This is a genomic window from Pseudomonas sp. (assembly GCF_030683065.1).
Lineage (GTDB): Bacteria > Pseudomonadota > Gammaproteobacteria > Pseudomonadales > Pseudomonadaceae > Aquipseudomonas.
In genome coordinates, this window is the sequence record NZ_JAUXMX010000047.1 from 1 (window position 1) to 13599 (window position 13599).

Below are 13599 nucleotides of genomic sequence, written 5' to 3' on the forward strand. Positions count from 1 at the left end.
TCTACTCAACCGCTTGCGCTTCCGATCTGCTTCAAGCATCTCGTCAGCGGGAGGCGAATAATACAGCGTTTAAAACCGCTGTCAACCACCTCATTACCGCTTTCGATCTTCTCGATCAAATCACTAACAAGGCATCTATAACCGCCTCGCTAGCCCGCCGCATCCTACACAGCTTTCGCCGTACCGGAACCCCTCTTTTTAAGCTAACTTCTTGTTTTACAAGAGGTTTACCGAGAGGCCTGCGCCAGAAGAGGTGGGATTATAGGCCCAGCAGAATCTACGTCAAGGCTTTATTCGGCTTTTATGACCATTAGTGCTTTATCGGCAAAAATAACCTCGCCACAGACCTCAACAGCCACCCCTCACACTAATCCAGCAAGAGATTGATCGCGCAGATACAACAAGGCCGTCGATACAGCAGCATCGACGGCCTTGTTACAGCAAGACGACCCACTACTCAGCAGCCTTACGACGACGCAACTGCAGCAAGTACTGAACAGGGCCAGAGGCGGCATAGGCCAGGAATATGATCAATAGAATACGAGGAGGATCACTGAACACCACAGCAAAGACCAACACTACCGCCAGAATGGCCACAAAAGGCACCCGCCCTTTCAAATCCAAATCCTTGAAGCTGTGGTATTTGATATTACTGACCATCAACATCCCGGCAGCTGCCACCAATATGGCGACGACGAAGGCCATGTTCGACCCCTTGATACCGAAATCACTGAACGCCCAAACGGTACCGGCTACTACACCCGCGGCAGCAGGACTGGGTAAGCCAATGAAGTAGCGCTTGTCGGCGCTGCCGATTTGAGTATTGAAGCGAGCCAGACGCAGCGCCGCACCTGCGACATAGATAAAGGCAACCATCCAGCCGACCTTACCCATACTCCCCAGCGCCCACTCAAAGGCCAGCAACGCTGGAGCGACACCAAAGGCAACCATGTCGGATAACGAGTCATATTCAGCGCCGAATGCGCTTTGTGTATTAGTCAGTCGCGCCACTCGGCCATCGAGGCTATCCAGCACCATGGCCACGAACACGGCAGCCGCCGCCACATAGAAATTCCCGTTCATCGCATTGATGATGGCGTAGAAGCCCGCAAACAGGTTAGCGGTGGTAAACAGATTGGGGAGAAGGTAGATGCCGCGATGACGAACCTTACGACCTTCGGCGTCATGCCCCTCCTCGACATGCTCATCGATAGGCAGCAAGCTTTCAGCGTCTGGGGTCAACGGGGACTCTTCTGGACGTTCATTCATGAACAACACCTTGCAACTGATTTGGAGAATTTCGACAGTCGTTGCCAACCAAGGCTAGCTGTCAGCTTTGACTCAACGCTCAGGCTTTATAACAGAAGCCTGCCTCAGAATGAAAAAACGCGGCCGTAGCCGCGTTTTTCTCAGATAGAAAACCCTTAATTCTTGGTCTTGTCGACGATCTGATTAGCAGTAATCCACGGCATCATGGAGCGAAGCTTCTCACCTACGACTTCGATACCGTGAGCCGCGTTGTTGCGACGATAAGCAGTCATCGACGGATAGTTAGCCGCGCCTTCCTGAATAAACATCTTGGCATATTCGCCGTCTTGAATGCGCTTCAGAGCGTTACGCATGGCTTGACGGGACTCTGCGTTGATCACTTCAGGGCCAGTCACGTACTCGCCGTACTCTGCGTTGTTGGAGATAGAGTAGTTCATGTTGGCGATACCGCCTTCGTACATGAGGTCCACGATCAACTTCAGCTCGTGCAGGCACTCGAAGTAGGCCATTTCTGGCGCATAGCCAGCATCGACCAGGGTCTCGAAACCAGCTTTGACCAACTCAACACAACCGCCACAGAGAACAGCCTGCTCGCCGAACAGGTCGGTTTCAGTCTCGTCTTTGAAGGTGGTTTCGATGATGCCAGTACGGCCGCCGCCAACGCCAGAAGCGTAGGACATAGCAACATTCTTGGCATTACCGGACGCATCCTGATAGATCGCGATCAAATCAGGAATACCACCGCCTTTGACGAACTCGGAACGTACAGTGTGGCCCGGTGCTTTGGGGGCAATCATGATCACGTCGAGATCGGCACGCGGAACAACCTGGTTGTAATGGATCGCGAAGCCATGGGAGAAGGCCAGGGTGGCGCCTTGCTTGATGTTCGGCTCGATTTCGTTCTTGTATAACTGGGACTGAAACTCGTCTGGAGTGAGAATCATCACCAGATCTGCAGCCGCTACGGCAGAGGCAACGTCAGTCACCTTCAGGCCATGAGCTTCGGCCTTAGCCACGGTAGCGGAACCTTTACGCAGGCCAACAGTGACGTCAACACCGGAATCTTTCAGGTTGCACGCTTGGGCATGGCCCTGGGAACCGTAACCGATGATGGCGACTTTTTTGCCCTGGATGATCGAGAGGTCACAGTCTTTGTCGTAATACACTTTCATGGAAATTCTCCTATTACCTGGCCTGCACGGCCGTTCGCTAAATGGTTATATGCTGAGTACTTTGTCGCCACGGGCAATGCCCGTGACGCCGCTGCGTACGGTTTCCAAAATCGAGGCTGCGCCTACTGCCTGAATAAAGCTGTCCAGCTTGTCGCTCGTGCCGGCCAGCTGAATGGTGTAGACGCTGGTATTCACGTCAACAATCTGCCCGCGAAAAATATCAGTGGTCCGTTTGACCTCGGCACGCTGAGCGCCGGTGGCCTTAACCTTGACCAGCATCAACTCGCGCTCAATGTGCGCGCTCTCCGACAGGTCGACCAACTTGACCACTTCGATAAGCTTGTTGAGGTTCTTGGTGATCTGTTCGATCACATGATCGTGGCCGACGGTGGTCAACGTTAGACGCGACAGGGTCGGGTCTTCGGTTGGCGCAACAGTCAGGCTTTCGATGTTGTAGTTGCGTTGCGAGAACAGACCGACAACACGGGACAATGCGCCTGGTTCGTTTTCCAGTAGCAGGGAAATAATGTGTCGCATGATTAGGTACGCTCCGTCTTGCTCAGCCACATATCGCGCATCGAACCGTCTTTGATGTGCATCGGATAGACGTGTTCACTGGTGTCAACCTGAATGTCGAGGAATACCAGACGATCCTTCAGCGCGAACGCCTCTTCCATCTTTGGCTTCAAGTCTTTCAGATCGGTGATCCGCATACCGACATGGCCATAGGCTTCTACCAGCTTTACGAAGTCAGGTAATGAGTCCATGTACGAGTGCGAGTGGCGGCTGCCATAGTTCATATCCTGCCACTGACGCACCATGCCGAGCGCGCCATTGTTCAGGTTGACAATTTTCACCGGCAAATCGTACTGCAGGCAGGTCGACAGCTCCTGGATGTTCATCTGGATACTGCCTTCGCCGGTCACGCAGGCTACATCATCATCTGGAAAACTGAGTTTGACGCCCATTGCCGCAGGAAAACCAAAGCCCATCGTGCCCAGACCGCCTGAATTGATCCAGCGATTGGGCTTATTGAAACGATAGTACTGGGCTGCGAACATCTGATGCTGACCCACATCGGAGGTAACGAAGGCGTCGCCTCGAGTCACTTCACTGAGGGTTTCGATAACCGTCTGTGGCTTGATGATCGTGCCGTCACCCTTGTCGTAAGGGAACATGCCGCGGCTGCCGCGCCACTCTTCGATTTGCTTCCACCAACTAGAGAGCGCCTCTTTGCTGGGGGTCTCACCGATTTCCTTGAGAATCGCCACCATCTCGGTCAGTACGCTTTCCACAGGACCGACAATCGGTATATCCGCCTTGATGGTCTTGGAGATCGACGCAGGATCGATGTCAATATGAATGATCTTGGCGTTCGGGCAGAACTTGCTTGCACCGTTGATGACCCGATCATCAAACCGCGCGCCAACAGCGAAAATCACATCAGCGTGATGCATCGCCAGGTTAGCCGTGTAACTGCCGTGCATGCCCAGCATGCCGAGGAACTGGCGATCGCTACCTGGATAACAGCCTAACCCCATCAGGGTATTGGTCACCGGCAGATTGAGCATTTGCGCCAGCTCGGTCAGTGGCGATGATGCGCCACCCATGATCACGCCGCCGCCCGCATATAGAATCGGCCGCTTGGCGCTCAGTAGCAATTCCGCTGCCTTGCGAATTTGACCCGAATGACCGCGCAGCGCCGGGCTGTAGGACCGCAGCTTGACCTTCTTCGGGTAGACGTATTCGAATTTTTCCGCCGGGTTGGTCATGTCCTTGGGGATGTCCACGACCACAGGACCGGGCCGACCGGATTGCGCCAGATAGAACGCCTTTTTCAAGACTTCCGGAATTTCGGACGCATGTTTGATCATAAAGCTGTGCTTCACGATCGGCCGGGAAATACCGATCATGTCGGTTTCCTGGAAGGCATCGGTGCCGACCATGTTGCTCGGCACCTGGCCGGACAACACGACCATTGGAATCGAGTCCATGTAAGCCGTGGCAATGCCGGTAATGGCATTGGTCGCGCCTGGCCCGGAGGTCACCAGCACCACGCCGGCCTTACCGGTGGCACGGGCATAACCATCAGCCATGTGAGTTGCCGCCTGCTCGTGGCGAACCAGGATGTGATTGACCTCCGGCTCCTGGAACAGGGCATCGTAGATATGCAGCAGGGCACCACCAGGGTAGCCGTAAATGTTTTTAACGCCTTCGTCACGCAAGAAGCGGACGACCATTTCAGCGCCGGATAAAAGCTCCACGTTATTCACCTCTAAAACGCCAGAAAACCGCCCACTGTGAGACGGCCTAAGATAGGTTTACTGCCAAGCAGAGCATGAGCGACGGTGGTCGCCGACTACGTCAGCTACTACTGAGCAAGTATTGGGAATGCCCCAAAGTGTTGCGGGGTCTTCCCACCCAGCGCGAGGTAACGCGTTGCGGGTGAAACAGGTCGGCACGGGTATGCGCCTCATGTCTGCTGAGCTAAAGCCTGCTTGCGGCGGACTCCACTACAGCGAACGTCGAATTGTTCTGATTCGAGGAGGGCAAGTCAAGTAATCCGTGCCGGATTCTGCAATCAGTGGCTTATCTTTACTGATTACCCAGCGGCGGCAGCGTTTGGTTATGCACCGAAAAAGTTCCGATCAGTAGGCCTGGCCTGCGTTTAACAAGCGCCGCGAGACTACTGCTACGCGCACAACAAGGCGCGGCGCTTCAATCTGGGCGTGTACGATAGTAAGCAAATAGTTGTCGGAGGCCCCAAGTCCTGTGACACAGCGCAGGATGAAGATGCGACCGATTTGGTTATAGTAGCAACCACGTATCGCAGCTCTAAAAAGGAAACAGCATGCGCCGTATGATTCTCACCAGCAGCTTGCTGCTCGCCCTGAGCGCAAGCGCCATGGCCGGCCAAGTTTACAAATGGGTCGACGCACAAGGAGGCACCCATTTCAGTGGGCAGCCGCCACAAGGCCAGCAAGCCACCACTATCAATACCGCGACCCCGCCACCGAAGGCTGCCGAGACTGAGGCAGCAGCACCTTTCGAGAGCGCTGCCGACCCGCAGCAAGCCGCTATCGATGAAAAAGTGAAGCGTGAAGTGGCGATCCAGGAAGCTGAACGCAAGAAATACTGCCAATCCATGCGAACCAATCTCGCACAACTGGAAAACAACCCGCGCGTACGCGTGGAAGTTGACGGTGAAGTGCGCAGACTGAGCGAAGAACAGCGCCAGCAGCGGATCAGCGAAGCCAAGCAGGCAATTGTCAAAAACTGCACGTAGCTCGCGCGACGCTAACAGGCCGTCGAACCGGATGCGACCTCAGGCCGCACCGGAAATTAGCTGATCGAAGTCACCAAGCAACTTCACTAGCCCCTGCGCCTGCTTACGACGACCACCATAGACCTGCTCAGCCATTGGCTGAATGCCACACGCCTCTGGCAGCGAGGCATCGCTCTCGAGCAGGTGTTTCATGCGCGGCAAGAATATCCACTGCAGCCATTGCTCAAAAGCCAGCGTGTCAACGCAAAAAGGTTGCTCACTGGCCAGCGCATTGTCGCTTGGCGCCTGCTCATCCCACCAGCCTTGCAGGCGCAACTCACGCTCAATCAGCAACAGATGTTGAGCGATCACAGGTATACGAGCGTCCATTACAAACTGACCCGCGCCTGCTCGCGCGCCTGCGCCGCACCAGCTGGATCACCCTGCTGCTCACGCGCCTGGGCAATCAGGTTCCATAAACTGGCTTGCAGAGCCGGGCGGCCACTGGCGTAGCTAAGGCCGCGACGCGCGAACTGCTCAGCCTGCGCCGCATCGCCTTGAGCCAGGCGCACTTCCGCGAGGCGATAGAGTACTTGCGGCTCGCGCGGAGCAATGCGCTGGGCGCGCTCCAAACTAGACGCCGCGCTGTTCAGGTCGCCACTGCCCTGCTGTTGCTGGGCGGCAGTCAGCAGTGCCAGCACAGGGCCATCCAGCTGCTCATCGGCGGCCAAACCACCAGACCCCGGCATACCGCTCGGCATCGAAGACGGCACGTTATAGCTGCCCGCACTCGAGGGCTCACTGAACACGGGGGCCGAGCTAAAAGGCTCGCTGCTGACTGCACCGCTTATCGGTGAGCTTGGCGCTGGAAATGTCTGTATAGGCGTCGAACTGCCACCCGCTCCGGGTACCATCACTACAACCCCGGAATCCTGAGGCTGGCTCTGCGGCGGCTGAACAGTCGAACCACTCCCCGTACCAGCTTGCTGCTGGCCATAGACCGACGAACTGGAATCAACAACAGGGATAGAGCCGCGCGGCACACTGGCACAACCGCCAAGCATTACCGAGGCGGTTAAAGCTGGAATCAACCACTTAATCACTTCACACCCTCTCACTTAATCCAACCAACCACGTACCCAATCCATCACCGAATCGACCGGCGCCTGAATACCACAAGCCTGACCGGGTACTGGCTCACTGCCGCGAATATACGGCATCTGCACGACATTCGCGCAGCTCGGATCGGAACCCTGACCAGTAGCAGCATCCACCCAAGCTTGAACAACGTTATCCGGTAGTGGCATATCCAGCGGCAGCGGATCGGCCTTGATCATGAAGTCCGTCCAGACCTGCAAAGCACCGGTTGCGCCAGTCAACGGTGTAGGACCATTGTCATCGCGACCGAGCCAGACCACTGCCAGCAGATCCTGACTGAAGCCTGCGAACCAACTGTCACGTGAGTCATTACTGGTGCCTGTCTTGCCGGCCAGTGCCAGAGAGCTGGGCAGACGACTATAAACCGAGCGGCCTGTGCCATCGCGCATGGTGCGCTGCATGGCATTTTGCAGCAGGTATATCGCACCGGCATCGAAACGCTGCTGGATCTGGTAGGGATAGCGCTTGAGCGGCTCACCCTCGGCCGCCAGTACACTGCGAATACCGCGCAACGGCGTATTGAAACCACCATTGGCGATAGTCTGATACATATCCGCTACTTCCATGGGAGTCAGCGCGCCAGCCCCCAGCAACATCGACGGATAAGCCGGCCATTTACGCGAAACGCCAAGACGTTCAAGTGTTTTGAGTACATTCGGCACACCCAGCTCCAACCCCAATTTGGCGCTCGACAGGTTGTAGGAATTGACCAGGCCCTGGTACAGATAAACCGTGCCGTGGGCCTTGCGATCATAGTTTTGCGGGCTCCATACCTGACCATCCTGTCCCTTGATCGAAAAAGGCTGATCTTCCAGCAAGCTGGTAAGCGTGTACTGGCTCGGACGCTCCAGGGCGGCCAGATAGATCGCTGGCTTGATCAGGGAGCCGATCGGCCTTACCGCATCCAGGGCACGATTGAAGCCGGCATAGCGCGGCTGACGACTACCGATCAGCACCTGTACTTCGCCGGTTTCCGGGTTGGTCACGACCATTCCGGCCTCAACCTGATCCACACCTTTGCGGCCAGACAAGCGTTTGAGGGAGTCAGCCAAGGCACTCTCAGCCTTGAGTTGGAGAATCGGGTCGAAGCTGGTGAAGATGCGCAGGCCTTCTTCGGTCAAATCCTCTTCGCGGTAATCCTCGCGTAACTGGCGCTTGACCAGATCGAGGAATGCCGGGAACGAGCTATCGGCCATGCTGCCGCGCTGGGTCACGCCGAGCGGCTTCTGCTTCGCCGCAGCGACCACCTCAAGGGTGGCTACGCCCTGCTCTGCTAGAACATCGAGAACAAGGTTGCGCCGTTCCAAGGCTCGCTCAGGATTACGTCGCGGATTGTAGTAGGTAGGCCCCTTGACCATTCCGACCAGCAGAGCCACTTGTTCGAGTTTCAACTCGGACAACGGCTGGCTGAAAAAATACTGACTGGCTAAGCCGAACCCATGCACCGCTCGCTGGCCGTCCTGACCGAGGAAAACCTCATTGAGGTAGGCCTCAAGGATATCCTGCTTGTCGTAATGCAACTCGAGCAGCACAGCCATCATGGCCTCGGTGGCCTTGCGAATCAGGCTGCGCTCATTGGTCAAAAAGAAATTCTTTACCAACTGCTGGGTCAGGGTACTGCCACCCTGAACCACCTGTCCGGCAGTCGCATTGACCCAGACAGCGCGAGCGATCGACTTGGGCGACACACCGAAGTGATTGAAGAACTCACGATCCTCGATCGCCACCAAGGTCTCAACCAGATAGGGCGGCACTTGATCAAGCTTGATCAGCAAGCGGTCTTCCTGATGCGCTGGGTACAAGCCACCAATTAGCATCGGCTCCAGGCGAGCTACCGCCAGGCTAGAGCCATTGGCCTGACTCAGGCCAGCGACGTAATCGCCGGAAAAACGCACGCGCACACGCTGCGACGGCTCACGGCTTTCATAGAACTGGAAGCCGCGGGTGTGCAGCTCGAGGTTATTGCCGGCTACCGACACGGCACCCGGACCATCGCCTGCACTTTCACGGCGATAACCGAGGGCATCCAGCTCTTTAAGGAAGTCATCCTTGGCCAGTTTCTGGCCGACGAACAACTCCAGCGGCCTGGCATAAACCTTGGCGGGCACAGTCCAGCGCTTGCCGGAGAATTTCTCCTGCACTACGGCATCGAAATAAACCGCAAAGCCGGCGAGCACCACCAAACCGACCAAGCCGAGCTTGATAGCCCAGCCCAGCCAAGGGCGCATGCCGCGCGAGCGACGCTTTGAACGAGAACGAGGAGATCGGGTACGAGTCATGGCGCGGCATTATACGCACTTTAACCAAGACAAGCAGGAGCAGCCCGGCGGTTTGCATAGCGGCTCTCAGCGGCCATAATGGCCAACTCTATTTGTTTGAAAGCCAAGGATCGCCCGTGAGCCAAGCCCTGATTGCCGCACTGCAGAACCCGGCCATTTATCCCCACCCGGTAGAGGCTTTCCAGGTCATCGAGACGCATATCTCCTGGGTAGTGCTGACCGGCCCCTACGCCTACAAGATCAAGAAACCGGTGAACTTCGGCTTTCTCGACTTCAGCGAGTTAGCCGCTCGCGAACACTTTTGCCAGGAAGAGTTGCGCCTCAACCAGCGCCTCACTCAAGGCCTGTACCTGGAAGTCTTGCCGATCAGCGGTAGCGTAGAGGCACCGCAACTTAGCGGCCATGGCCCAGCCATTGAGTACGCCCTGAAAATGCGCCAGTTCCCCCAGGATCAATTGCTTGCCGAAGTGCAGGCACGCGGAGAGCTGAACGAAGCGCATATAGATGCCTTGGCCAAACAGATCGCCCAGTTTCATCTAGACGCGCCTCTGGTACCCCAAGCCCATGAACTGGGCTCGCCGCAAGCGGTCATGGCGCCAGTCAGGCAGAATTTCGAACAAATCAGTGCACTGCTTTCGGACAAGGCCGACCTGCAACAACTCGATGCACTGCAAGCCTGGGCAGAAAGCAGTTTCGAACGCCTCGAGCCGCTGATGACCCGGCGTAAAGCAGAAGGTTTCATTCGCGAATGCCATGGCGATATCCATCTCGGCAATGTCACGCTGCTCGACGGCCAAGTCGTGCTGTTCGACTGCATTGAATTCAACGAGCCGTTTCGCCTGATCGACATTGCCTCGGACGCAGCCTTCCTCGCCATGGATCTCGAAGACCGCGGCCTCAAACCGTTCTCCCGACGCTTTATCAGCGCCTGGCTGGAGCACACCGGCGACTACGCCGCGCTGGAACTGCTGAATTTCTACAAAGCCTACCGCGCGATGGTGCGTGGCAAGGTCAGTCTGTTCCGCCTCGGTCAGGAGACAGATGCCGTCCAGCGCGCCGTGATCCTGCGCCAGTACCGCCGCTATGCCGCCCTGGCGGAAAGTTACAGCGCCATTCCGTCGCGTTTGCTGGCCATCACCCATGGGGTTTCCGCCGTTGGCAAGAGCCACGTCGCCATGCGTCTGGTTGAAGCCCTAGGAGCCATTCGCCTGCGTTCGGATGTAGAGCGCAAGCGCCTGTTCGGCGAACAGAAAGGCACCGATAAAGACCAATTGAGCGCCGGCATATACAACCAGGATTCCAGTGCGGCCACCTATCAACGCCTGCACCAACTGGCCGATGCCGCACTGCACGCCGGTTTTCCGGTGGTGATTGATGCGACCTACCTCAAGCAGGCGCAACGCCAGGCAGCCTGCCAGATTGCCGAGGAAACCGGCGTCCCCTTCCTGATTCTCGACTGCAGCGCACCTGATGCAGTGATCGCCAGCAGGCTGGCACTGCGTCAGGAAACGGCCCTGGACCCGTCCGACGCCACCATGGACGTAATCAACGCCCAGCAAGCCAGTCGCGAAGCACTTTCCCAAGCCGAGCTCATCCTTAGCCAGCGCGTCGACACGCATGAGAGTGCCAGCCTGGATAGCCTGATTGCGCGGATTCGCCAGCACCTGCCAGGGCTCTAGGAGGCTGTCCGAGAACAGCGACCGTAGCGAGGGAAAGACCGGCTTGAGGCAGTTTTTGTGCTCTTTTGAGGCGAATAGTCGCTCTATTTAACGAAAAAGAGCACGAAAAATGACCAATCCGGCTTTTCCGCAGTAGGTCAGTCTGTTCTCGGACAGCCTCATAGGCCCAGCACAAGGCAAATAAAGCCGCGACGGGCAAAGCGCGCCGCGGCCCCCTATACTGCCAAAAAACCCACAACGGACGTCCTGCTCATGAGCCAACCCTGCCAACTCGATAGCCCGCTCTATCAGCTGCTACATAATGAGAACATCCGTGGCTTCAACGCCCAGAAACCCAAGGATGGAGAGATAGACCTGCGCAATGGCGACTTTCGCGGCCTTGACTTGCGGGCGATCGACGCCGAGCGCATCAATTTCAGCGGCGCATATTTTCGTGGCACGGATTTGCGCGGACTTGACCTGCGCCAAGCACTACTTGAAGGCGCCAGCCTGGCCCATGCGCAGATCTCCGGAACCTACTTCCCCGCTGAATTGAGTGCCGACGAAATACTCATGTCGGTCAACTTCGGTACGCGCCTGCGCTACCGTACGCGGTAAGTCTGAGCGAAACTGCCCAACTGTTCAGCGCCTGTGCGGGCACCCACGGCAGTTTCTGCTCACATTGACCTCAGCTTCTACTCAGCCGACTGACCGCAGCCCTAACGAAAACTGGCCGCAAACATAGCCTGCGATAATGGCAAGGCGAAAATGTCCTTGCCCCAACACTTTTTACCGAGCTCCAGCCTACGCCCTGCATACAGCCATGCAGCCATGCAGCCAACAGGCATCTCCTGCTCGCCGTAACCGCCGAAGCACATCCGCGGCCCAATGCCCGTCTCGATTTAATCGGTGCCACCCAGGCCTTGCATTGGCTCGTCCGCCAGGCGCCTTTCATAGAAGTCTTGCGCCTGCTCAAGGTTTGGCGACTGGCGTTAGGGTTTGATACGGATAGACAGCCCTCGGGTGGACTGAAGAGCATTTTCACTGGGCATCCTTGATGGTTATAGATCACCTGAACGCACCAGTATCGACACCAGCCACCGTGATCTTCAGTCACCCCCTCACCGACGGTCGCCATCGGGACACACTGGTATTGCCCGCAGCTAACGGCTACCCGCGCACGTGGGCTGGCAGCGCCAGCAGTACCTGATCTGGGCACTAATTGGGGCCTGCACTGCACGGGTGCCGGAGCGATAGCAAACAGCCACGTTTTATTCACTGGCCGCTACACTCAATGACAGGTATCGCGCTATGAGCGCTCTATCAACGATTCACAGACAGCGCAAGGAGGCTCAATGAATGACGAATTGCAACACTTGAAGAACCTTGGCAAAACATCAGCTCAGTGGTTACATGCCGTCGGCATTCACAGCGCTAATGACCTGCGCCGGCTGGGCGCTGTCGATGCCTATCGCGCCGTGCGTGCGCGTGGCTTTCGCGCCTCAAAGGTATTGCTCTACGCCATTGAGGGCGCCCTGCTTGATGTGCACTGGAGCGAACTACCGCCAGCCCACAAAGCCGAGTTGAATGGCCAGCTCGACGCGTGTCCTGCGCACAACAAGCGCTAGCTCACAACCTGTACACGCCAGGATGTACCTGATGCTTGGCAACGCTTATTGTCTCGTTTATATACGTACGCTTTAGCCAGACCAGCCAGCTCAAGGAACTGCACACATGTATCTACTCGGGGAGCAACCAGCTTACGCCGACCAGCTGATCAACCGACTACAAAGCATCCCCGCTCAATTACTGGAAGGCCTGGCACCTTGCGGAGATACCTTACAACTAACGCGAGTCGAAGATCTGGCTCAAGAGCTGCCGGCAAACCAGTTGTTCATCATCGAGAATGGCTTGCTGCACGCCTTGGTTGACGAACGCCCGCTGTTCTATTTGCAAGAGGGTGACTTGGTTGGACTGCGCCAGGGCATCGACCTGCCCAGCTGCCGTTATAGCAGCGAGGAGCCACTCAGCCTGACCCCTTACTCGCGCAGTGAGGTGTTCAAACACATCTATGTCAGCGAGCCGCGCCAAGAGCTGTTCATTCAGTACCTGATCGGCCATACCGCTCTGCTCTCCGACGCGTTGGCGCGCCTCAAGCAACCGGAAATCCGTCCCGCGACCGGTTTTCAGCACTTCGCCGCAGGTGAAGAACTGATCCACCAAGGCGACGCGGCTGATCATGTATTCATCATCATCGAAGGCCATGCGACGGCCTATGTCGACGGGCACAAGGTCGGAGACGTACAAAAAGACGAGATCTTCGGTGCCATGGCCGTATTCACCCGCGAGAAACGCAGCGCCACCGTACTGGCCAGCGAACCGTGCACGGTGATGGTAATTCCCAAGGAGCAATTCCTCAGCCTGATGCAGAGCAATCCGCGTATCGCCCACAGCCTGATTGAGAGCATGGCGCGCAGGATCGACCTGCTTAACAAGGAAGTGACCCAACTGCGCCTGCCAGCAACCGCCTGACGGAGCCTCGTGCGCCACTCTCGCAAACCCGGCCATCTGCCGGGTTTGCTGTTTTCAGCTCACCGTGGCGACGCACTGCAATTATTTTTGCCAAGATGATTGACATGCAAATGATAATCGATATTATTAGCAACAGCCGGTCGCGAGATCGGCGGGTAAGCTTAAGAGACCTTCAGTCGGCCTCTTCAGATTATCTCCTCATCAGGCTAATCACGGTTTTGACCCGGCTCTTGCCGGGTCTTTTTTTGTCTGGCAAAAAGTGCTCG

Annotated in this window: 13 protein-coding genes; 6 read left to right on the plus strand and 7 right to left on the minus strand. The window is 56.7% G+C overall.

Features of this window, described 5'->3' with window-relative positions:
• Positions 1-314 (plus strand): hypothetical protein (locus Q8K09_RS15555; RefSeq protein ID WP_305255892.1); only part of this gene is annotated, 314 nt, incomplete at its 5' end.
• A 139-nt stretch (positions 315-453) separates the two neighbouring features.
• On the opposite strand, the gene pssA is transcribed toward Q8K09_RS15555, so the two are convergent.
• From pssA to Q8K09_RS15575, 4 genes are all read right to left on the minus strand, one after another.
• Entirely contained in the window at positions 454-1269 is an 816-nt protein-coding gene (pssA, locus tag Q8K09_RS15560) for a CDP-diacylglycerol--serine O-phosphatidyltransferase (RefSeq protein WP_305255893.1), read from the minus strand.
• A gap of 155 nt (positions 1270-1424) precedes the next feature.
• Entirely contained in the window at positions 1425-2441 is a 1017-nt protein-coding gene (gene ilvC, locus Q8K09_RS15565; protein ID WP_305255894.1) for a ketol-acid reductoisomerase, read from the minus strand.
• Between the two features lie 45 nt (positions 2442-2486).
• Positions 2487-2978: an acetolactate synthase small subunit gene (gene ilvN / locus Q8K09_RS15570; RefSeq protein WP_305255895.1), complete on the minus strand. Its 492-nt coding sequence runs from the start codon at positions 2976-2978 to the stop codon at positions 2487-2489.
• A gap of 2 nt (positions 2979-2980) precedes the next feature.
• On the minus strand, positions 2981-4705 hold the full coding sequence (locus Q8K09_RS15575) for an acetolactate synthase 3 large subunit (protein WP_305255896.1): 1725 nt from the start codon (positions 4703-4705) through the stop codon (positions 2981-2983).
• Positions 4706-5292: 587 nt separating this feature from the next.
• On the opposite strand from Q8K09_RS15575, the gene Q8K09_RS15580 reads away from it, so the two are divergent.
• The gene (locus Q8K09_RS15580; RefSeq protein ID WP_305255897.1) at positions 5293-5727 is read left to right on the plus strand and encodes a DUF4124 domain-containing protein; all 435 of its coding nucleotides are present in this window, start codon (positions 5293-5295) and stop codon (positions 5725-5727) included.
• Between the two features lie 39 nt (positions 5728-5766).
• Here the strand turns inward: Q8K09_RS15580 and Q8K09_RS15585 are convergent, their stop codons facing one another.
• The 3 genes from Q8K09_RS15585 to mrcB are packed head-to-tail and all read right to left on the minus strand — an operon-like array spanning position 5767 to position 9143.
• Entirely contained in the window at positions 5767-6096 is a 330-nt protein-coding gene (locus Q8K09_RS15585; RefSeq protein ID WP_305255898.1) for a YqcC family protein, read from the minus strand.
• Complete coding sequence (locus tag Q8K09_RS15590; RefSeq protein ID WP_305255899.1) at positions 6096-6809, minus strand: tetratricopeptide repeat protein; 714 nt, start codon at positions 6807-6809, stop codon at positions 6096-6098. Before Q8K09_RS15590 ends, Q8K09_RS15585 begins: the two co-directional genes overlap by 1 nt.
• Before the next feature lie 15 nt (positions 6810-6824).
• Positions 6825-9143 carry a penicillin-binding protein 1B gene (gene mrcB / locus Q8K09_RS15595; RefSeq protein ID WP_305255900.1) on the minus strand — a complete coding sequence of 773 codons (2319 nt, stop codon included), beginning with the start codon at positions 9141-9143 and terminating at the stop codon, positions 6825-6827.
• A gap of 116 nt (positions 9144-9259) precedes the next feature.
• Between mrcB and Q8K09_RS15600 the strand changes: the two genes are divergently transcribed.
• The 4 genes from Q8K09_RS15600 (at position 9260) to Q8K09_RS15615 (ending at position 13333) form a co-directional block, all read left to right on the plus strand.
• Positions 9260-10822: a bifunctional aminoglycoside phosphotransferase/ATP-binding protein gene (locus Q8K09_RS15600; protein WP_305255901.1), complete on the plus strand. Its 1563-nt coding sequence runs from the start codon at positions 9260-9262 to the stop codon at positions 10820-10822.
• A 252-nt stretch (positions 10823-11074) separates the two neighbouring features.
• Positions 11075-11419, plus strand: a complete 345-nt coding sequence (locus Q8K09_RS15605; protein WP_305255902.1) for a pentapeptide repeat-containing protein — start codon at positions 11075-11077, stop codon at positions 11417-11419.
• Between the two features lie 737 nt (positions 11420-12156).
• A complete protein-coding gene (locus tag Q8K09_RS15610; protein WP_305255903.1) occupies positions 12157-12429 on the plus strand; it encodes a TfoX/Sxy family protein in 273 nt (90 codons plus the stop codon).
• A gap of 106 nt (positions 12430-12535) precedes the next feature.
• On the plus strand, positions 12536-13333 hold the full coding sequence (locus tag Q8K09_RS15615; RefSeq protein WP_305255904.1) for a Crp/Fnr family transcriptional regulator: 798 nt from the start codon (positions 12536-12538) through the stop codon (positions 13331-13333).
• Positions 13334-13599: the final 266 nt, after the last annotated feature.